The following is a 21449-nucleotide window of genomic DNA, read 5'->3' on the forward strand; positions in this document are numbered from 1 at the left end:
GTCCCGTTTTGGCCGGTATTATACATGCGAGTCCTGTTATCAAAGGGGCAATTTCCTCAGGTCGATATTTCAATGACAGGCGACATCACCAGCGTCCCGGCGACAATCCCTACCACAACCCTGCTGCGCGCCGGCATCTCCCCTGCGCAGGTGCTGACCCTGCTGCAATCGGCGGATAATCTGATTCCCGAAGGCGAAACCGTCGACGCCGAAGTGCTGACCCTCAAGCAGGTCAACCAGAACTTCCAGTTGCTGCTGCGGCTGGTACTCGCCAATGGCAGCCTGACCAACCTGCAGGTCACCAGCAGCGTACCGTTCACGCCCGGCAGCCTGTTACAGGTGGCGCAAGCCTCGCCCAACGAGCTGACACTGACGCTGCAACAGATCAACAGCGCACTGAAAAACTCGATGACCAGCATCGATACGCAACAATTGCCGGTCGGCACGCTGTTGCAGGGCAAGGTCATGACCAGCCAGGTGATCGCGCAGGCAGTCAATCAACTGGCCACGCAAAACCCGGGTGCCGCAACGCCCACCTATCGCTCCATAGTGATGCTGCTCAATACTGCGCTGGCGGGCTCCAGCCTGACCATCGAAAGCCCGCAGCCGCTGACGGTCGGTAGCCTGCTTAGCGCGCAGGTACAAGGCAACCAGGCGCTGAACTTCATCGCCCTGCCCGGTCGTTTCGATCAACTGGCCGTGGCGCAGCAACTGGCTGCTCAGCAAAACCGCCAGGGCTCGCTGGATAACCTGATCAACGCCCTGCAAAACCTGCAGTCAGCCACTACAACCAGTGCCAGCCCTGCCAGCAACTCTGGGATCAGCGCCCCGCTGCAAGCCGCCATCAGCCAGTTGCTGGACGATCTGCCCGACATAGAGCAGATGAGCACACCGAAAGGCGTCGCCCAGGCCCTCAATGCCAGCGGCGTGTTTCTGGAAGCGAAGCTGCTTGCCGGGCTCAATCCGGCTCAGGTTCCGGACATGAAAGCCAACCTGATGCGCCTGATTGCACAGATTCTTCCGGGGTTGCCGGACAACACCACTTACAGCGCCGCCGCTGCTTCCAACATCCTGGCGCGGGCCATGCCCAATGCGATTCGCAATGCCCTGGGCACCCTTGGGCTGGTTGCCGCACGCACCCAGCCGAGCATCTTTCCGTTGCCGTCGCGCAATGTCAGCGGTGGCGAAAAAGAGGACGACCTGGAGATTCTGCTCAAGCTGGCTGCGGCGGCTGTTTCGCGCCTGCAAAGCCACCAGTTGGGCGGCCTGGAGCAGACCCGCACCAATGCCGACGGCACTCAGGTGACCACCTGGCAACTGGAAGTGCCGATGCGTAACGCGCATGACATCGTGCCCTTGCAGGTCAAGGTGCAGCGTGAAGACAAGCCGGATCAGGAAGCTGCCGAAGACCGCGACGATGTCGAGATCAAGGAAACCCGGGAAAAGCTCTGGAAAGTCGATCTGGCATTCGACCTTGAGCCGTTGGGGCCGCTGCAGGTGCATGCGCAGTTGTTGCGCGGCACGCTGTCCAGTCAGCTATGGGCCGAGCGGCCCGACAGCGCGGCCTTGATCGAACATGAACTGGGATATTTGCGCGAGCGGCTGATTGCCTGCGGCCTGGCAGTGGGCGAACTGGCCTGCAGCCACGGCGCACCGCCCAGCGGCCCGCGCACCGCCCTTGAACAACGCTGGATTGACGAGAACGCCTGATGTCCCTACCCGATCATGTCCCGCGCCAGGCTATTGCCCTGAGCTACGACGGCCAACAGGCCCCGACGCTCAGCGCCAAGGGCGACGACCAGCTGGCCGAGGCCATTCTGGCCATTGCCCGTGAATATGAAGTGCCGATCTACGAGAACGCCGAACTGGTCAAACTGCTGGCACGCATGGAACTGGGCGACAGCATCCCCGAGCCGCTCTACCGCACGATTGCCGAAATCATCGCGTTTGCCTGGCACCTGAAAGGCAAGTTTCCGGTGGGGCAGGACCCGGATGCGCCGCCGGTGGAGCGGGATATTACGCCGCGTCGATAAACGCGCAGGCACCATCGCGAAATAGTCTTGCAGTTGGTCTGCCAGAGGCATTGTTGAACGTCTGAACATCTAATCTTCGTGGTTACTGAAATCAAGAGTACTCAGTCGGAGGATTAATGATGAATCGTCATACAGCGCCGGTGTCGGCAGAACTCAATTACGGGAGCACCCAGGATGGCCTGATATCCATGATCCCGGTGCGCAGAGACCTGAAGTTTGACCTGCCGGCGGATCGCATTACCGACTGGCACAACCACTGCGTTCAGACAACGGTATTGCTCAATACTATGTCCATCGTAACGCCGCTGACGGAGCGCTACATCATCGAGAGCCTGCGCGAATATCGCGAGAGTATCGAAGATCCGGAGCTGATCGAGAAAATCGACGGTCTGGTGGCGCAAGAGGCCATCCACAGCCGTGAGCACCGACGCTACAACGCCTTGATTGAGGCAGCCGGGCTGCCCGTCGACCAAATCATCCGGGGATGGCAGACCTTGTACGGTATCACCCAAAAGCGCTGGGTTGCCCGATGGTTCAGGTTGGCGACGGTCATGATGCTCGAACATCACACCGCTGCCGCCTCGTCAAAACTGTTGAAAATGCCATCCATTCTGCAGAGCAGCGTCGAAGGCTATCGAGACATGCTGACTTGGCATTCACTCGAGGAGTTCGAACACAAGTCGGTGTCCTTTGAGGTCTGGCAGCAGGTGATCACGCCAGGATGGCGGCAGTACGTGTACCGCACACTGACCACATTGGTTATAAGTCCACCCTTCTGGAGTGCCTTTTATATCTCACTGCTGCGGGTACTCTGTGCAAGCAGGCGGTCGGACAAAGCGCTGTCCGGCTACTGGCAGTTGTTCAAGATGATGTTTGGCGTCAGAGGCTTGATCTCCTCCAACGCCTGGGTATGGATTCAGTACCTGCTGCCAGGCTATCACCCTTGGAAGGACGACAACAGCGCTGCCCTGGCATCCGCCATGAGAAAGCTGGTCAGACGCCAGACCTCACCGTGAAGGAGGCTGTCGGCACGGTCACAACGCAATCGGCTTGCGCCCTGCAAACGAGTGCGCCAGGGTGCCGCCGTCGACCAGATCCAGCTCGCCACCCAATGGCACACCGTGAGCAATGCGCGACGCCACCAGGCCTTTTTCGTGGAGCAACTGGGCGATGTAATGCGCCGTCGCTTCGCCTTCCACCGTCGGGTTGGTGGCGAGGATCACCTCAGTGAAGGTGCCCTGCTGGCTGATACGCTCCATCAGTTGCGGAATGCCGATGGCTTCCGGTCCCAGGCCGTCGAGTGGCGACAGATGGCCCTTGAGCACAAAGTAGCGACCGCGATAACCAGTCTGCTCCACCGCGTAGACATCCGTCGGCCCTTCCACCACACACAGCAGCGTGTCATCACGGCGCGGGTCGGCGCATTGCGGGCAGAGCTCCTCTTCGGTGAGGGTGCGGCATGAGCGGCAATGACCAACGCCATCCATCGCCTGCCCCAAGGCCAGCGCCAGCCGTGAGCCGCCGCTGCGGTCGCGCTCCAGCAGCTGCAACGCCATGCGTTGAGCGGTTTTCTGACCGACGCCCGGCAGCACGCGGAAGGCATCGATCAACTGGCGAATCAGGGGGCTGAAGCTCATGGAGAAAAATCCGACAAAAACACAAGACGCGGTTTATACCCGCGCGTTGCTGTGAGCGTCAATTGAGGTGTTCGATACTGCGACCAACAGCGCCTACGTGATTAATGTGATCAGCTCTTCAGCGCCGTCTCCAGAAACTCCGTCAGTGCCTGCACCCTGGCGCTGCGGTGCTTGCGCACGGGCACCAGCAGGTTGATCGGAGCGCTGGCCAGTTGCCAATCGGCCAGCACCCTCACCAGCCTGCCGCTGGCAATGGCGTCGCTGACGTCCCACTGCGAGCGCAAGACGATGCCCAGCCCCTGCTCGGCCCAGCGCCGGGCAACCGAGCCGTCGTTGCTGAGCAGCGCAGGCTCGATGCGCAGGGTCTTTTTCGCCTGGCCCTTGCTCAGGTGCCAGAGGGTCACGTCTTCATCGTTTTCGCGAATGCAGATGCAGCGATGACAAGCCAGCTCGTCAGGCGTCGAAGGCGCGCCGTGCTGCTCCAGATAAGCCGGGCTGGCGCACAGCCAGCGATGGTTGTGCGCCAGAGGTCTGGCGATCCACAGACTGTCATTGAGGCTGCCGATATGAATCACTGCGTCGCTGTCATGCCGATCAGGCCACGGCGTTTCGCGCAGGTCCAGGTGCAGGCACAACTGCGGATGCAGTTTGGCAAAGCGCGCCAGCAAAGGCGCAATGCGCTGGCGACCGTAACCAAACGGCGCTGCCAGACGCAGGGTGCCGACCAGTCGCTCATCGTGCTGCTTGAACGATTCCGGAAGCGCTTCAAGCTGTTCCAGCAGGTGCGCGCTTTCCTGTGCGAAACGTTCGCCATCGGCCGTCAGGCTCAGGCGTCTGGCGTCGCGATTGGCCAGGGTAATGCCCAACTGCGTCTCCAGCTTGCGCAAGCGCATCGACAGCGCGGGCGGCGAGACATTCAGGACTCTGGCCGCAGCACTGAGGGACTCGCAGCGCGATAGCGCCACGGCCAGACGCAGGTCTTCGATAGCGATCATTCAGCTCAGCTTAAGGATTGATGACAAAGCATTGAACCACAGCTTCATCACCCGTGAGTAGAGTGGGAGCCGTACCCAGTCACGCGAGCTCTGTCCATGTCTGCCCTCTTGTCTTCTCTCGATACGCCTGTCGCGTTGCTTGATGTGCCGCGTATGCAGCGCAATATCCAGCGTATGCAACACCGCATGAATGAACTGGGTGTGCGTTTGCGTCCGCACGTGAAGACCAGCAAATGCCTGCCGGTGATTCAGGCGCAGATAGCTGCAGGTGCCAGCGGCGTGACGGTCTCGACCCTGAAGGAGGCCGAACACTGCTCTGCCGAGGGCATCAACGACATGTTCTACGCCGTCGCCATCGCACCTGGCAAACTGGACCAGGCACTCAAACTGCGGCGCAACGGTTGCCGCCTGAGCATCCTGACCGACAGCGTGGTCGCTGCCCAGGCGATTGTCGCCTTCGGCCAGCGACATGATGAGAACTTTGATGTGTGGATCGAAATCGATTGCGACGGCCATCGTTCCGGGCTGACCGTCGACGACCCTTCGCTCGTCGAAGTCGCGAGAACGCTGATCGAGGGCGGCATGCACCTGCGAGGCGTCATGACCCATGCCGGGTCCAGTTACGACCTCGACACCCCCGAAGCGCTGCAAGCCCTCGCCGAGCAGGAGCGCAGGCTTTGCGTCAGCGCCGCCGAGCGCATTCGGCAAGCGGGGCTGCCCTGCGCGGAAGTCAGCATCGGCTCGACGCCTACCGCGCTGTCGGCGCAGAGCCTGCAAGGCGTGACCGAAGTACGTGCCGGGGTCTATGTATTCTTCGATCTGGTGATGCACAACATCGGCGTGTGCCGCGCCGACGAACTGGCCCTGAGTGTGCTGACCACGGTCATCGGCCATCAGCAGGACAAGGGCTGGATCATCGTTGACGCAGGCTGGATGGCCATGAGCCGGGATCGCGGCACCCAGCGCCAGCGTGAGGATTTCGGCTACGGCCAGGTGTGCAGCGAAACCGGCGAGTGGATCGACGGCGCGCGGGTGACGGGTGCCAATCAGGAGCATGGCATCATCACGCTCGCCACCGGCAGCCAGGCAGACATTACGGTGCGCTTCCCCATCGGCAGCCGGCTGCGCATTCTGCCCAACCACGCCTGTGCTACCGGTGCGCAGTTCCCGGACTATCACGCCTGCGATGCCGAAGGCGCAATTCACACCTGGAGTCGCCTGCATGGCTGGTGATATCGAACTGATTCGCACACCCCTGGCCGCCGCGCCAGGCGGGCATTATTCCCAGGCAGTGTTGCATGAAGGCATGCTGCATGTTTCCGGGCAACTGCCGGTGCGCGCTGACGGCAGCCACAGCGTCGACGAGCCATTCGAGGTGCAGGCCGTTATTGCGCTGGACAACCTGGCTGCCATTCTTGAGGCAGCAGGACGCACGACCGATGACCTGCTGAAAGTGACCATTTACATCGCAGGTATCCAGCACTGGTCGGCCTTCGACCGCATTTATGCAGGCTATCTGGGCGAGCATCGCCCTGCACGCGCCGTGGTGCCGGTCCCGCAATTGCATCACGGTTATCTGATCGAAATCGAAGCCCTGGCGCGCACCGTACGATGAACACTATCGGGAGCACCTCATGACCCCGCAAAAAAGCGACGTTCTGATTATCGGCGGCGGCTTCATGGGCTCGTCATCAGCGTTTTTCCTGCGCCAGCACGGGCGCTCGGTAACTCTGCTGGAGCGCGACCAGATCGGCCAGTACGCCAGCGGCGTCAACTTCGGCAACGTGCGCCGCCAGGGCCGCTTTCTCGGCCAGCTGGAACTCTCCAATCGCTCCTGGGCGCTGTGGAAACGCCTGCCCGAACTGATCGGCGAAGACCTGGAGTTCATTCCAAGCGGCCATATGCGCGTGTGTTATCGCGAAGACGAAATCGCTGAACTGGAGGCCTATGCCGCCGCACCCGAAGCCCGCGAGCTGGATTTGCAGGTGATCAGGGGCAAGACGCTGCATGAGCGCTTCCCGTTTCTCGGCCCGGAGGTCAAAGGCGGCTCTTATGCGCCCCACGACGGGCACGCCAACCCGCGCCTGGCCGCACCCGCCTTCGCCCGTGCGGCGATTCGCGCCGGGGCAAGAATCGAAGAGCGCACCGAGGTGGCAGAGGTGCAGAAGGTCGGCGGCGAGTTTCACGTCAGCACCACCGACGGCCAGTTGTTCGTCGCCGAGCAATTGCTGATCACCGCCGGGGCCTGGGCGGCCAAGCTGGCCGAGCAGTTCGGCGAGCCGGTTCCGCTGGAGCCCAACGGGCCGCAAATGTCAGTGACCGAACCGGTTCCCTACGCCCTGCCGACGGTGCTCGGAGTGTTCACCAAAATCAAGGAAGAAGTGATCTATTTCCGCCAGATACCGCGCGGCAACATCATCATCGGCGGTGGTAATCGCAACAAACCGGACATGCTCAATCGCCGCGCCTACTTCAAGCCGGAAAGCCTGATCAACCAGATGAAGCAGATGAAACGCCTGTTACCCGGCGCAGAGAAGCTGAACATCATCCGTGTCTGGAGCGGCATCGAGAGCTATACGCCGGATTCGCTGCCGATAATGGGCCGCAGTGGCAAGGTGGACGGCCTGTTCTACGCGTTTGGCTTCTGCGGCCACGGCTTTCAGCTCGGCCCCGGCGTCGGCGATGTCATGGCCGAGCTGATCAGCACCGGCAGTACGCGCACGCTGATCACCCCATTCGATATTCGCCGCTTCACTGACCCGACGGCCATCGAGATGCCGTTCACGTCCAGCCTGATGAGCACAGGCAAGCTCATATGAGCCGAAACGACCCACTTCGCCCTTGCAACGGAGGCTCCATGCACGCGACCCCAGATACCCTCTATCGATATCGCCCGGTGACTGAGGCGGACATTCCTGCGGCCCATGCCCTCTCGGTACACCTCAAATGGCCGCACCGCGAAGAAGACTGGGCCATGGTGCAACGCACCTCCGAGGGTTTTGTCGCCGAACGTGACGGCCAACTGGTGGGCGTGGCATTCACCTGCCACCAGGGCGACTGGTCATCCATAGGTCTGGTGATTGTCAGCGATGAACATCAGGGCAAAGGCATCGGTCGCCGCCTGATGCATCTGTGCCTTGACGCAACCGCACCGCGCACACCGATCCTCAATGCCACGGAACTGGGCGCGCCGTTGTACCGGAGCCTTGGCTTTGTCGATTTTGCGCGGATCCAGCAGCATCAGGGCATTGCTGACCTGTCAGGGCTGGCGACACCGAGCGATGGTCTGCCGGTTCGGACGCTAGGTCCGGCCGACCATGCCGAACTGATCAGGCTGGCCAACACGGGCAGCGGTCTGGATCGCACCGTCGTGCTGAATGACCTGTTGTCGCGCGATGCAGAAGAGGTGGTGGGCATCGACCATGAGGGGCGCCTGACAGGCATCGCCCTGCTGCGTCGCTTCGGCAGCGGGCATATCATCGGCCCGCTGGTGGCCCGTGACGTGGGGCAGGCACGGCAGTTGATTGCCCATCTGCTGCAACGGATACCCGGCATGTTCGTGCGCTTCGACATTCTGGCTGATTGCGGCCTGGCGCCCTGGCTCGAAAGCCTGGGCCTGCCGTGTGTCGACAGGGCACCGCGCATGGTGCTCGGAACGCCGCCGCCATCGAGCAAGAACGTGCAGCAGTTTGCACTGGTGACCCAGGCCATAGGCTGAAATCAGCGCGGATAAAGCCCCGGAACAGGTCCGCAATGTTAGCGGGTCGCATACAGCAGATTATTCTTTGCAGACCGGCAGATCGGCGCTTTTTATCCAGACCGCTTTGTTAGCTTATAGGCATATAACGGCCTGATATCAAACGTCCTGACCTCGCCCATTATCGCTCCAGGGAGCTCGCTGGATGACCTCACAGTCCTTGAACAGCCGTCGCGTTGATCCAGACACCGCGCAGAAATTCTATATTGATGGTCGCTGGTCGGCGCCGCTCAACCCGGCCAGTATTGCGGTGATCAACCCGGCGACCGAAGAAGTGGTGGCGCACGTTGCCAGTGGCTCGGCCGCCGACGTCGACCGCGCGGTTGCAGCGGCGCGGGCAGCCTTTGCGGGCTGGTCCGGCACCTCGGCGCCCGCCCGGGCCGAGATAATCGGGCGCATCCATGAGCTTATCCTCGAGCGCAAGGAACAACTGGCGCAGGCCATCTCGCTGGAGATGGGTGCAGCTATCAGTTCTGCGCGGGCGATGCAGGTGCCACTTGCCGCAGAGCACGTTCGTGTTGCGCGTGACCTGCTGGCGACCTATCGCTTCCAGAGCGTCGAAAGCGGCACCGCGATTGAACGCGAACCCATCGGTGTGTGCGGGCTGATCACGCCGTGGAACTGGCCGCTGTATCAAATTACTGCAAAAGTCGACCCGGCGATTGCCGCTGGCTGCACGGTGGTGCTCAAACCCAGCGAACTCTCGCCATTGAGCGCCTTGTTGTTCGCGCAACTGGTGCATGACGCGGGCCTGCCGCCGGGAGTGTTCAACCTGGTCAATGGCAGCGGCCCTGAAGTAGGCAGCGCGATGGCTGCGCACCCTGACATCGACATGATCTCGATCACCGGGTCCAACCGTGCAGGCGCGCTGGTTGCGCAGGCTGCCGCACCGACCGTGAAACGGGTGACTCAGGAACTGGGCGGTAAATCACCGAACATTCTGCTGCCCGACGCCGACTTCGCCAAAGCGGTGCCGCCCGGCGTGATGGCCGCGTTCCGCAACGTTGGCCAGTCGTGCAGCGCGCCGACCCGCATGATCGTGCCCAGGAACCGACTGGCGGAAGTTGAAGCGCTGGCAGCCGAGACGGCCAAGACGATCATTGTGGGAGATCCGCAGCGTGAGGAAACAGTGCTGGGGCCGATCGCCAACGAGGCACAGTTTCACCGCGTACAGGCGATGATCGATGCCGGGCTGAGTGAAGGTGCGAAGCTGGTCTGCGGCGGGCCAGGCCGTGTGCAAGGCCATGAGCAAGGCTTCTACACCCGGCCGACGGTATTTTCCGAAGTGGACTCGTCCATGCGTATCGCCCGGGAAGAAATATTTGGTCCGGTGCTGTGCCTGATTGCCTACGACACGGTTGATGAGGCCGTGGCGATTGCCAACGACACCGTTTACGGTCTGGGCGCGCATGTACAGGGGCAGGATCTTGAGCAGGCCCGTTCGGTGGCTTCGCGCATTCGTGCCGGACAAGTGCATCTGAACTACCCCGCCTGGAACCCGATGGCCCCGTTCGGCGGCTACAAGCGCTCGGGCAATGGCCGCGAGTATGGCGTGCATGGCTTTGAAGAGTATCTGGAGACCAAGGCTATTGTGGGGTTTGGTTGAGTGGCGCTGGTGCTGAAAGTCCGGAAAATGGGCTCAGACTACGATGAGGATCGTTCCCACGCTCCGCGTGGTAATGCCTTTCGTGACGCTCTGCGTCACACAGTTCTGCGATTCAGTGAGATTCAGGGTCGACTCAGGTCACCTTTTCGCCCCTCGGCGAGTGACTTTGACGGGGCAAAGTAACCAAACCCCTCGCTCCTGTTTCCGGCCCGACTTCGTCGGGTTCCTTCGCCCTGACACTGATCCGGGGGTCGCCGCAACAGGCCATCCATGGCCCGGTGCGGCTAGCCTGGCGTCCTGCCAGGCTACCCCCGGATCAGCGCCAGGACTTAGCCGTCACTAACGTCGCACTCTGCGTAGACAGTGCCATCGCGGTTGAAAAGCACTGCGTTGGCAGCGACTGCGTGTAAGGCATGACATTGTTTCGTATCGAAGATTTGTGACGCAGAGCGTCACGAACTGCGTACCAACGCGGAGCATTGGCACGATAATCCGATAGTCACTGAAATCCGATAGTCACTGAAGCATGCGGCGCGAGTGTGAGAAATCACTTTCTGGCCGCTTTGGCCACATCAAGCCTGCGCAGGTGGCAGGTGACTTCTTCGCGGTCGTGGTAGAGCTGTTTGCAGCCGATCGACACCCGTACGCCACGCGCCTGAAAGCCTTCTTCGATACGGTCGAGCAATCGGCGTACTTCGGCGTAGCGCTGTTTCATCGGCAGTTTGAGGTTGACCACTGCTTCGCGGCACAGGCCTTCACCCAGCCAGGTTTCCAGCAACGCGGCATTGCGCGCAGGCTTCTCGACGATGTCGCAGACCATCCAGTCCACCGGGTGCCGGGGTTTGTAGGTAAAACCGTCAGCCATCAAGTGCTGGACCAGCCCGGTATCCATCAGGCTTTCCGCCATCGGCCCGTTATCGATGGCCGTCACCAGCATGCCCCGGCGCACCAGTTGATACGTCCAGCCACCCGGTGCGGCGCCAAGGTCCACGCCGGTCATGTCGCCGGAAAGGCGTTCGTCCCACTGGTCTCTGGGGATGAAATGGTGCCATGCCTCTTCCAGCTTCAAGGTGGAACGGCTAGGCGCCTCGCGGGGAAACTTGAGGCGCGGGATGCCCATCGGCCACATGGCAGAGTTGTCCGCATCGGCCAGACCGAGAAACACTTCACGGCCACTCTTGAAGGTCAGTAACAGACGCGGCTTGCGCGGATCGTCAACCAGCTTGCCTGCCTGCATCAGAGCCTTGCGCAGCGGTGCCTCGAACTTCCTGCAGAAATTCGACAGCTCCTTGCCGTCGTTGGTATCCACGACCTCAAGCCACAGGCTGCCGCAGGCCGGAAACGCCGAAAGCTGCGCAAGGATCACACTGATGCGGTCGGTTTCCGGCAACTCGAGAAACATCCCCCGCGCCCATTGCCGGGGAAAGATCAGCGCGTCGAAACGCTGACCATTCATCAACCGTTCGGCACCATCCGCCTCGGTGCAGATGAATTCGGCACAGGCGGTATCGGGACGTGCCTTGGCATACCCGGCCACGTCCAGGCGCGCGGCGTGATCGGATATCTCCGAGCAGACTTCGCCCTCAAAACCGGGTCGGCAGTGCATAAACAGTGTATTCATGGGTTACTCCTGGGCGGTGGGCACTCGGGCGTAACCCCGCAGACTTGAAAGCCGCGCATGATAGCCCAATCCAGGAACCACTGGTGCTGCACAACAGTCCACAGCAGTTGAAGCCTGATGCGGCGCTCCCGACCTGATGCACATGGAGCCCGTGAACCGATGTTCGGAGAACAATCCAGAAAGGAGACATTCATGCCCTCCCTTGATAGCCTGAAGAGCCTGAAAACGCTCGAAATCGACAACAAGACCTATCATTATTTCAGCCTGCCGGAAGCTGCCCGCTCCCTTGGCGACCTCGACAAACTGCCCATGTCACTCAAAGTGCTGCTGGAAAACCTGCTGCGTTGGGAGGACAACAAGACCGTCACTGGCAACGACCTCAAGGCTATTGCCGACTGGCTGACCGAGCGCCGTTCGGACCGGGAAATTCAATACCGCCCTGCCCGCGTGCTGATGCAGGACTTCACCGGTGTGTCGGCAGTGGTCGATCTGGCCGCCATGCGCGCTGCCGTGGCCAAGGCTGGTGGTGACCCGCAGCGCATCAACCCGCTGTCCCCGGTGGACCTGGTCATCGACCACTCGGTGATGGTCGACAAGTTTGGCAACGCCGAAGCGTTCGGCGAGAACGTCGACATCGAGATGCAGCGCAACGGTGAGCGCTACGCGTTCCTGCGTTGGGGCCAGAGCGCTTTCGATAACTTCAGCGTAGTGCCGCCCGGCACCGGCATTTGCCATCAGGTGAACCTCGAATACCTGGGCCGCACTGTGTGGACCAAGGAAGAAGACGGCCGCACTTACGCGTTCCCCGACACCCTGGTCGGCACCGATTCGCACACCACGATGATCAATGGCCTTGGCGTGCTGGGCTGGGGCGTGGGCGGTATCGAAGCCGAAGCGGCGATGCTTGGCCAACCGGTGTCGATGCTGATCCCGGAAGTCATCGGTTTCAGGCTGACCGGCAAATTGAAGGAAGGCATCACCGCCACCGATCTGGTGCTGACGGTCACCCAGATGCTGCGCAAGAAAGGTGTGGTCGGCAAGTTTGTCGAGTTCTACGGCGACGGCCTGGCTGATCTGCCACTGGCAGACCGGGCGACCATTGCCAACATGGCACCGGAATACGGCGCGACCTGTGGTTTCTTCCCGGTCGATGAGGTGACGCTGGACTACCTGCGTCTGTCCGGTCGTCCTGACGAGACCGTCAAGCTGGTCGAGGCGTATTGCAAAGCTCAGGGCCTGTGGCGTCTGGCAGGTCAGGAACCGGTGTTCAGCGACAGTCTGGAACTGGACATGAGTACCGTGGAAGCCAGCCTTGCAGGCCCCAAACGTCCTCAAGACCGTGTCGCGCTGCCGAATGTATCCAAGGCATTCAGCGACTTTCTCGGTTTGCAGGTCAAGCCCGCCAAGGTCGACGAAGGTCGTCTGGAAAGCGAAGGCGGCGGCGGTGTCGCGGTGGGCAACGAGGCTCAGGTCAGCGGTGAAACCCAGTATGAGTACAACGGCCAGACCTATAACCTGAAGGACGGTGCCGTGGTCATCGCGGCGATCACCTCCTGCACCAACACCTCAAACCCCAGCGTCATGATGGCCGCCGGGCTGGTGGCAAAAAAAGCTGTCGAGAAAGGCCTGAAGCGCAAGCCCTGGGTGAAAAGCTCGCTGGCACCCGGTTCGAAAGTCGTGACCGACTATTACAACGCGGCAGGTCTGACCCAATACCTCGACGCCCTGGGCTTCGATCTGGTGGGTTACGGCTGCACCACCTGTATCGGTAACTCCGGCCCACTGCTGGAGCCTATCGAAAAAGCCATTCAGCAATCCGACCTGACAGTGGCCTCGGTGCTCTCGGGCAACCGCAACTTCGAGGGTCGCGTCCATCCGCTGGTCAAGACCAACTGGCTGGCATCGCCGCCTCTGGTGGTCGCCTACGCACTGGCAGGCTCGGTGCGAATCGACATCAGCAGCGAGCCACTGGGCGAAGGGTCGGACGGGAAACCGGTTTACCTGCGCGATATCTGGCCAAGCCAGCAGGAAATCGCCGATGCGGTGGCCAGCGTCAACACCGGTATGTTCCACAAGGAATACGCCGAAGTGTTTGCCGGTGACGAACAATGGCAAGCCATCGAAGTGCCACAGGCCGCCACTTATGTCTGGCAGGACGACTCCACGTACATTCAGCACCCGCCGTTCTTCGAAGACATCGGTGGTCCATTACCGGTTATCGAAGACGTGGAAAACGCGCGCATCCTCGCCTTGCTGGGCGACTCGGTGACCACCGACCACATCTCCCCTGCCGGGAATATCAAGGTCGACAGCCCCGCCGGACGCTACCTTCAGGAAAAAGGCGTCAAGTATCAGGACTTCAACTCCTACGGCTCACGCCGCGGTAACCACGAAGTGATGATGCGCGGCACTTTCGCCAATATCCGCATTCGCAACGAAATGCTCGGCGGTGAGGAAGGCGGTAACACGTTGCATGTGCCCTCCGGCGAGAAGCTGGCGATATACGATGCAGCCATGCGCTACCAGGCAGAAAATACGCCGCTGGTGATCATCGCGGGGCTGGAATACGGCACTGGCTCCAGTCGCGACTGGGCGGCCAAGGGTACTAATCTGTTAGGCGTCAAGGCTGTCATCGCCGAAAGCTTCGAACGGATTCACCGCTCGAATCTGGTCGGTATGGGCGTGCTGCCTTTGCAGTTCAAGAACGGCCAGACCCGCAAGACACTGGGCCTGACCGGCAAGGAAACGCTGAAAATCACCGGACTGACCAACGCCGACGTGCAACCGGGCATGAGCCTGACTCTGCATATCAACCGCGAAGACGGCAGCAAGGAAACCGTCGACGTGCTGTGCCGCATCGACACGCTTAACGAGGTGGAATACTTCAAGGCGGGGGGCATTCTGCATTACGTGTTGCGACAGCTGATCGCTTCCTGACACGCATTGCCTGACACGCAGCCTGCCCCAGCTTAGGGGTCAGGCTCGTGCATGAAGATTTGTCTAAGCTCAAACCGGCATCGCTGGACGTCGGATAGAATCCTGCGCTTCTTGAAGCAGGATGTATCTCATGAGTACGAGGCACTGGCTGGTTCTCTTTCTTCTGAGTGCTGGCTAAGCGCTTGCACTGTCCTATGGCAGCCTTGCCCCTTCTGCGGCCGCAAGTTTCAGCCTGTTGCTCCTCGCCTGGTTATGCGTGGCGTTGCCCTCCCATCAATACATCCGCCTTTTTGGTCACGCGCTGTTTATTGTGACGGGCCTCGCGTTGGCTTTTCATCTGGCACCCGGCTTCAATAGCGCGCAAGTCATCGAGGCCACCCGATTCACGGCCGATGCCCAGGTTTTTTCCATGTCGCTTTATCTGGACAAGCCTCTGATCGGCTTCTGGCTGATACTGGCCTGCCCGTGGATCATGCCCAGGGTCGACATGACCCATTCGCTGCAAACCGGCGTTCTCGCGCTGATCGTGACGTCAGCGTTCTGCATGACAGCAGCCGTCATTCTCAACGTTGTCGGCTGGGCACCCAAATGGCCTGATCAAGGCCTGATATGGCTGCTCAACAACCTGTTGCTGGTGACCCTGACCGAAGAACTGTTTTTTCGCGCATATCTGCAAGGCGCTCTGCAGCGCCTGTTCAAGGGCTCTAGGTTTGCGAGCGCACTGTCGATCACCCTTGCTGCAAGCCTGTTCGGGCTCGCTCACACAGGCGCCAGCTGGGAGTGGATGGTGCTGGCGAGCATGGCAGGTGTGGGTTACGGCATCGCGTTTCGTTTTGGTGGCCTGCAAGCGGCAATCATCAGTCACTTCGGTCTGAATCTGGTGCACTTCGGGCTTTTCACCTACCCCATGCTTGGCCGGTAATGCTGACTGCCCGGTCATTTGTGACGCACCGCTCAATTTATCGACACGCCGGCCGATAACAAACCATAGTCTTCCGGATCGAAGGATCGAAACCCAATGCGCAACAACCAGCCCATCACTCAACATGAGCGGACTTTTCCTGCCGAGCAGCGACTGATCTCCACCACCGACACCCGCGGTACGATCACGTATTGCAACGATGCCTTCGTCGACATCAGTGGTTACAGCGAGGCGGAACTGCTCGGTGCAGCGCACAACACCGTGCGTCACCCGGACGTGCCACCTGCGGTTTTCGAGCACATGTGGACCACTCTCAAAACCGGGCAGCCGTGGATGGGCATCGTCAAGAATCGCTGCAAGAACGGCGATCATTACTGGGTCAACGCCTACGTAACGCCGATGCTGGAAAACCGCAAGGTGGTGGGTTTCGAGTCGGTACGCATCAAACCGACAGCCGAACAGATCCGTCGTGCCGAGGCGCTTTATGCCCGGATCAACAAGGGCAAGAGCGCGATACCGAGCCGCGACAAGTGGCTGCCGGTACTTCAGGACTGGCTGCCGTTCATTCTGGTCAGTCAACTGAGCTTCCTGATCGGCGTATGGCTCAACTCGCATTGGGGCTTTGCCCTGGCGGCGGCGCTTTCAGTGCCACTGGGCCTGCTGGGGTTGTCCTGGCAGCAGCGCGGCACCAAACGTTTGTTGCGCCTGGCCGAGCAGACGACCTCTGACCCACTCATCGCACAGATGTATACCGACAGCCGTGGCCCACAAGCGCGCCTGGAAATGTCGATCCTCAGCCAGGAAGCACGTCTGAAGACTTGTCTCACGCGTTTGCAGGACACCGCCGAACACTTGACCAGTCAGGCTTGTCAGTCCAACTCGCTGGCCAATGCCAGTTCGACCGGGCTGGAGCGCCAGCGTGTGGAAACCGAGCAGGTCGCCGCCGCGATCAACCAGATGGCCGCCACCACCCAGGAAGTCGCCAGCCACGTAAACCGTGCTGCCGATGCCACCCAGCAGGCCAATGAACTGACGCGTCGCGGCCGCGATATCGCCGGTGAAACCCGCGAAGCCATTCAGCGCCTGTCCACCTCGGTGGGTGAAACCGGCCTGACCGTGACCCGACTGGCCAAGGACAGCGATGAAATCGGCGGCGTGGTCGATGTGATCAAAGGCATCGCCGACCAGACCAACCTGCTGGCCCTAAACGCCGCGATCGAAGCGGCGCGCGCCGGCGAGATGGGCCGCGGCTTTGCGGTCGTGGCGGATGAAGTACGCCAGTTGGCGCAACGCACTGCTGAGTCCACCGGGCAGATCCATGGTCTGATCGCCAAACTGCAGCAGACCGCCAACGACGCGGTACAAACCATGGACGCAGGTCGCCGTCAGGCAGAAGAAGGCGTGGCCCGGGTGCTGGAAGCGGACCAGGCACTGGTGGGCATCAGCGAGGCCGTCGCCAACATCACTGACATGACCACCCAGATCGCCACCGCCACTGAAGAGCAAAGCGCCGTCGCCGAGGAGATCAACCGCAATATCGCCACCATCGCCAGCCTGGCTGACCAGACATCGGACGAAGCCCATCGCTCGGCAGTGTTGAGTGGTGAACTGACCGATACGGCAAACTCGCAGTATTCGTTGGTGGAGCGATTTAATCGCTGAGACTTGAGACTGTTTTCAACGCCTCGACAAACTTCGGTTGGTCGGGGCTTTTTTATGGAACGCTAGTGGTGTGCGCGGTTAGTTTTAAATATCAATCTGACAGAATCTGAGAAGCGATCTGAAGACTGTGTAGGATATTTCTTTAACACCTTTGACGACAGCAATGTAGCACTCTTGACCATTGACAGCGAATGCATACTCCGATTAGTTGAAATTCAGGTGATGCGGTAGTTATTTATTACCCCTGTAACTATCGTTTATCACCTGAGTAAAACTTTAGCTCAGCGCCATGTGGGGCCTGGCTTTTTAATTGGAGAGACAAATGAAAGATTCCAGCCAGCACTATCAATTTTCCGCACCACGTGTTCCAGCAGCCAGCCCTATTGATGGACTGATGCCAGTTGACAGCCTGAACCGGCCGGTGAGCGTTGAGGTTGGCCTTTGGAGCAAGATGCGTCCGGGCTATGACATCCAACTGAACCTGGACGGTCATTTGGTGGGAGAACGAAAAATCCTGACTCACGATAACAGCCCTGGCGACGTAATTTATCTGGAGCTGGACGAAAAGTTTTTGGCAGAAGATCGTTCATACACCTTGTGCTTTACGACCACGAACAATATCAACCAAACTCAAGAGGACTCACCGTTTACCTCCTTGATTATCGACCGCACCGCCCCAGGCGCAGCACTGCTTGCGCCAATCATCTTCCATCAAATCAATTTCGGCGAAGCGCTGAAAGGCATGCTTCCCGGCTACGCCGACATGCAGGCGGGCGATTGCATCCAGACCTTCTGCAATAACAGAGAAGGCCCGGTTCATGTGGTGGAGCCTGAAAACCTTGCCACCGTTCCCATGCAGATCGTTTTCAGCAAAGCATTCCTGCTTGGTCTGGACAGCCAATACGTTACCATCAATTATCAGGTCATCGACCGTGCGGGCAATTTGTCACTGCTCTCGCACTCCGTGACGCTGTCAATGCAGCTTTAAGCACAGCAGCCTACATTTCTTGCCTACAACTTGACGGTTTCGCACGCTGATGCGTGCGAGACCCTAATGATAAAGTTGAGTGAATATTCCTATGCATGAGTGGGAATCTAGACAAAACGCAGTTTTTTACCTTTTGTAAGATTTATCTGTAGTTAACGTCCTACAGGTATTTCACGCAGAAAAAGTTCAAGAAAAATACCTGCACCCAGCTTTACCCTTTATTTACAGCATCCTTGACACTAATGATCAATAATTTAGTACGCACATGCTACAAAATGTAACCTCACAACCATACACAACCCGTGCGTGGCTTTGAAATGGGCAGACACTTGACCTGAACACTTATGTGCCTTGTAATATTTCCGCTGCCGACAACTGCCGGCATATACATAACAACTCAACTTAATGTCAATAAAAGAGTTTACGATGGATAAAGAACAATCCACGGATGTAGCGGCGCGCACCCAAAAAGAAAAAAACAACCCCAAAAGCGCGAGTGCTGTTCAAGAAGCCCCACCCCACGAGAGCCTCTACCGACAGGCGAGCCCCCTCCATCTTCCGTCCGATATTTCCAACACGCTGAAAGCACCTGTGCTGCCTGACATCGATCCTGATTCCATCAGTAACGAACAGGCACATGCGGGCATTACCATTCATATCCCCGGGTCGGTCAAAATGTGCTGGGGTGACGAAATCCATTTCTATTGGGGGAAAAACCTGTCATCGACAACGCTTTTCCATCGGGTAGGCGAAAACAGCGTGGTACGTGTGCTGTGTATTTCCTACAACTTCACGCCCTATGTTCAGTACGGTCTGGTTGACCTGTATTACGAGCTTTATCGCGATCATCGCCTGATCGGCACATCGCCGGTGTTGCGGGTGAACGTCAACTATGCAGTGCCTGTCACGTCCCGACAGAGGCAACGCAAACGCAGGTTTATCGATCAATAACTGAAGAGCCCCCGGTGATCACTCACCGGGGGCTCTGGTGTTGCTCAGGTACTGGCCTTAAGAATCAGAATGCCAGGCGTAGCCCCACATTCGCACCCCAGGGTTGCTCGATATGCCGACCTTTCATGTAATCGAAGTCTGCATGCAGTTTCAGACGCTCGGACAGCGACACCGATACCCCGGCGCCCAGTTCGCCGCGAGAACCGAACAGGCTGTTATCAAATTTAACATCGTTGGCTTTCACCTCGTTATGGCGCGAAAACTCCTGCGCAATGGCGACACGCACATAAGGCTGCAACACTCCGCCATCCTTGAGCGCAACACTGCGGCCGAGCGAGGTGCCAACCTTGCCCAATACCGACTGGGTCTGATCGTTCTTCGCTTTCATGCCGTTGTCCAGGCGCAGCTCCTGCCCCTGAACGACAACGCTGGACAGCTGAGCGAAGGGCTCAAGGAAGTAATCGTCCGCCAGCTTGATGTGGCGGCCGAACTCTACCCAGCCCCCTACCCCGTTGTTGGTGTAGTCACCCTTGGCCTTGCTTGCATCGCTCATGGCAACATCTGCCTTGTTGCGAAAGCGGTTGAGCTTGAGCACCCCGTCAACGTAGTAGCCGTCGTCCGACAGCCAGGTGGCATAGGCACCTGCATAGTAGCTGTCGACTTTTCCCGTAGTACCACGGCTCAAATCGATACCGGACGTGCTGTACCCTCCCAGCACACCCAACACCAATTGGCCGCTGCTGACCTCGACAGGCGCATCGGCACCCAGCGACAGGCCACTTTGCTTCTGCCGGTAGCCGACACCATCACTGGTCGTGGCATTAAGCCTGTTGCCATAGGCACGCATCCAGCCGCCCGCCCTGCCGCTTGCGCGAACCTCGCCCATGCGCGAACGCAGGGTAGAGAGCTCACTCATCCAGATGGCAGGTGCCGCGCTGTAAAGCGCAAGTGCGCTCTGGGTCGAGGGGCTTATGACCTTGTCTTTACCGACGATGAACCAGTCATTGCCCTGTTGCTCCAGCAGATAAGAATAGGCGCCGAGGTCGACACGCCCGCCCAGCAGGCTGAATTGCGCGTCACCACCTTCGGTATGCACCACCTTGAGCGGTGCCATGTCAGCAGAGACAACCTCCACCCCCGTGTTGCGCACCCGCAACCCGAACTGCCCACTGGCCGGGCCGTTGACGTCTATAAGATCTCCGACACTGTTGTCCAGATCCACGCGCAAGCCAAACGTGCCGCCCCCTGACAACTCATTCAGCGAAAGTGTATGGAACCCTTCACCAGCAAACGAAACCCTCCCCCCGTGCAGAGAAAGCGACTTGACGGCATTGTCGCCCTGCATCTGCCAGTGACTGCCCGAGGTAATCGCCAGACGGTTGCCATTGACGATGTTGCCGTTCAATTGCGCGTCGTTTTGCAGCGTGATGTTCAGGGTGCTGGTGTCATCGGCGACAAGGTCGCCGTAGAGGGTGCTGTTGTCGACGTTGAAGTTGACAGTGCTGTGATCTTCCACCTCCAGCAGGTTGCCATTTCCGGCCCATAGCTCGGAATGGTTTTGCACAGCAATGTCGGCCTCGATGTCGAGCGCAGCGCGCTGGTTTACTTTGATGGCGGCCCCGGCCAAACCCTGGACTATCGATCGGTCAATCACAGCAACGGACTTGTTTCCGACCAGTATTCCGGCTTGGGATCCATCTACCAGATGGATTCCATTCATGTCGCCTGTCACATGACTGTTGTCGGCGATCAGCACATTGGCGCCAGAAACAAAAATCCCCTGGCCACTTTTGCTTTGCGACGCAAACCCGCGCACATCGGTATTGAAAATACTCAGCGCCCCCCACAACCCGACTGAAATACCGTAGTCCGATCCCGATACATCGCTTGAATGAGCCGATACCGTGGAGCCAGGGTTGATAGAGCCCATCACTCCATGAAGAACAATGCCGCTATCTGTCGCGTTTTTCACGGTAGCGTTGGAGAGACTACCCAGCGCATCGGAAAGGCTGATACCGCTTTCAACCACGCCGGACTGAATATTGACAGTAGCGTCTCTCACAACCACCTGGTCTGCTCGCCCACCGACAATATTAAGAATACTTTGATCACCAATATGATAAGAATCGAAGGGAGTATCAGGACCTACGGTAATGATTTCAGCCCGTCTAACGGTTTCATCTGGCAACTTTTCATCCGGCCACAATCCGGTGACTGCTTCAGTCTCTAAAGACAGACCATTATTATCGCTCGATGCCGCTGATGACGGGAGTATCAGTTTTTTTGTGTTCGGGCTGGTTAGGGCCTGCCGTCAGGCAGGCCCTTGTTTTACCAGCTCGG

At 59.3% G+C, this 21449-nt stretch carries 17 protein-coding genes and 1 pseudogene; 14 read left to right on the forward strand and 4 right to left on the reverse strand.

Going from position 1 to position 21449, the window contains the following annotated elements:
* Positions 1-72: 72 nt before the first annotated feature.
* The 3 genes from fliK to AO277_RS11620 all read left to right on the forward strand — a co-directional run bounded on the left by fliK (position 73) and on the right by AO277_RS11620 (position 3049).
* Positions 73-1710 carry a flagellar hook-length control protein FliK gene (gene fliK / locus AO277_RS11610; RefSeq protein WP_044318037.1) on the forward strand — a complete coding sequence of 546 codons (1638 nt, stop codon included), beginning with the start codon at positions 73-75 and terminating at the stop codon, positions 1708-1710.
* Positions 1710-2033 (forward strand): EscU/YscU/HrcU family type III secretion system export apparatus switch protein, encoded by a 324-nt coding sequence (locus tag AO277_RS11615; RefSeq protein WP_002554226.1) that lies wholly within the window; start codon positions 1710-1712, stop codon positions 2031-2033. The genes fliK and AO277_RS11615 overlap by 1 nt, the downstream gene beginning before the upstream one ends.
* A gap of 119 nt (positions 2034-2152) precedes the next feature.
* Positions 2153-3049: a metal-dependent hydrolase gene (locus AO277_RS11620; protein WP_052834977.1), complete on the forward strand. Its 897-nt coding sequence runs from the start codon at positions 2153-2155 to the stop codon at positions 3047-3049.
* 18 nt (positions 3050-3067) lie between these two features.
* Here the strand turns inward: AO277_RS11620 and recR are convergent, their stop codons facing one another.
* Positions 3068-3670, reverse strand: coding sequence for a recombination mediator RecR (gene recR, locus AO277_RS11625; RefSeq protein ID WP_002554228.1), 603 nt, complete (start codon positions 3668-3670; stop codon positions 3068-3070).
* Positions 3671-3780: 110 nt separating this feature from the next.
* Positions 3781-4665: a LysR family transcriptional regulator gene (locus AO277_RS11630; RefSeq protein ID WP_005733703.1), complete on the reverse strand. Its 885-nt coding sequence runs from the start codon at positions 4663-4665 to the stop codon at positions 3781-3783.
* A 96-nt stretch (positions 4666-4761) separates the two neighbouring features.
* Here AO277_RS11630 and AO277_RS11635 point away from each other — a divergent pair, with 96 nt between their 5' ends.
* The 5 genes from AO277_RS11635 (at position 4762) to AO277_RS11655 (ending at position 10028) form a co-directional block, all read left to right on the forward strand.
* On the forward strand, positions 4762-5898 hold the full coding sequence (locus AO277_RS11635; protein ID WP_044318038.1) for a DSD1 family PLP-dependent enzyme: 1137 nt from the start codon (positions 4762-4764) through the stop codon (positions 5896-5898).
* Positions 5888-6280, forward strand: coding sequence for a RidA family protein (locus AO277_RS11640; RefSeq protein WP_005733700.1), 393 nt, complete (start codon positions 5888-5890; stop codon positions 6278-6280). Before AO277_RS11635 ends, AO277_RS11640 begins: the two co-directional genes overlap by 11 nt.
* A 19-nt stretch (positions 6281-6299) precedes the next feature.
* Positions 6300-7484 (forward strand): NAD(P)/FAD-dependent oxidoreductase, encoded by a 1185-nt coding sequence (locus AO277_RS11645; protein ID WP_044318039.1) that lies wholly within the window; start codon positions 6300-6302, stop codon positions 7482-7484.
* Between the two features lie 38 nt (positions 7485-7522).
* On the forward strand, positions 7523-8383 hold the full coding sequence (locus AO277_RS11650) for a GNAT family N-acetyltransferase (RefSeq protein WP_044318040.1): 861 nt from the start codon (positions 7523-7525) through the stop codon (positions 8381-8383).
* Positions 8384-8567: 184 nt separating this feature from the next.
* On the forward strand, positions 8568-10028 hold the full coding sequence (locus AO277_RS11655; protein WP_044318041.1) for an aldehyde dehydrogenase family protein: 1461 nt from the start codon (positions 8568-8570) through the stop codon (positions 10026-10028).
* Positions 10029-10575: 547 nt separating this feature from the next.
* Here AO277_RS11655 and rlmM read toward each other — a convergent pair.
* Positions 10576-11649, reverse strand: a complete 1074-nt coding sequence (gene rlmM / locus AO277_RS11665) for a 23S rRNA (cytidine(2498)-2'-O)-methyltransferase RlmM (RefSeq protein WP_005731605.1) — start codon at positions 11647-11649, stop codon at positions 10576-10578.
* 192 nt (positions 11650-11841) lie between these two features.
* Between rlmM and acnA the strand changes: the two genes are divergently transcribed.
* From acnA to AO277_RS11690, 5 genes are all read left to right on the forward strand, one after another.
* A complete protein-coding gene (gene acnA / locus AO277_RS11670) occupies positions 11842-14586 on the forward strand; it encodes an aconitate hydratase AcnA (protein WP_044318042.1) in 2745 nt (914 codons plus the stop codon).
* 187 nt (positions 14587-14773) lie between these two features.
* On the forward strand, positions 14774-15508 hold the full coding sequence (locus AO277_RS11675; RefSeq protein WP_236691214.1) for a CPBP family intramembrane glutamic endopeptidase: 735 nt from the start codon (positions 14774-14776) through the stop codon (positions 15506-15508).
* A 96-nt stretch (positions 15509-15604) separates the two neighbouring features.
* Positions 15605-17170 (forward strand): methyl-accepting chemotaxis protein, encoded by a 1566-nt coding sequence (locus AO277_RS11680; RefSeq protein ID WP_044318044.1) that lies wholly within the window; start codon positions 15605-15607, stop codon positions 17168-17170.
* A 322-nt stretch (positions 17171-17492) separates the two neighbouring features.
* Positions 17493-18158, forward strand: a complete 666-nt coding sequence (locus AO277_RS11685; protein WP_044318045.1) for a hypothetical protein — start codon at positions 17493-17495, stop codon at positions 18156-18158.
* 426 nt (positions 18159-18584) lie between these two features.
* Positions 18585-19109, forward strand: coding sequence for a hypothetical protein (locus AO277_RS11690; RefSeq protein ID WP_044318046.1), 525 nt, complete (start codon positions 18585-18587; stop codon positions 19107-19109).
* Positions 19110-19173: 64 nt separating this feature from the next.
* Here AO277_RS11690 and AO277_RS11695 read toward each other — a convergent pair whose 3' ends face one another.
* Entirely contained in the window at positions 19174-21039 is a 1866-nt protein-coding gene (locus tag AO277_RS11695) for an autotransporter outer membrane beta-barrel domain-containing protein (RefSeq protein ID WP_044318047.1), read from the reverse strand.
* 223 nt (positions 21040-21262) lie between these two features.
* On the opposite strand from AO277_RS11695, the pseudogene AO277_RS28750 reads away from it, so the two are divergent.
* Positions 21263-21449, forward strand: a pseudogene (locus tag AO277_RS28750) (hypothetical protein); the annotation flags it as partial.

The sequence above is a fragment of the Pseudomonas amygdali genome (assembly GCF_002699855.1).
Taxonomy (GTDB): domain Bacteria; phylum Pseudomonadota; class Gammaproteobacteria; order Pseudomonadales; family Pseudomonadaceae; genus Aquipseudomonas; species Aquipseudomonas amygdali.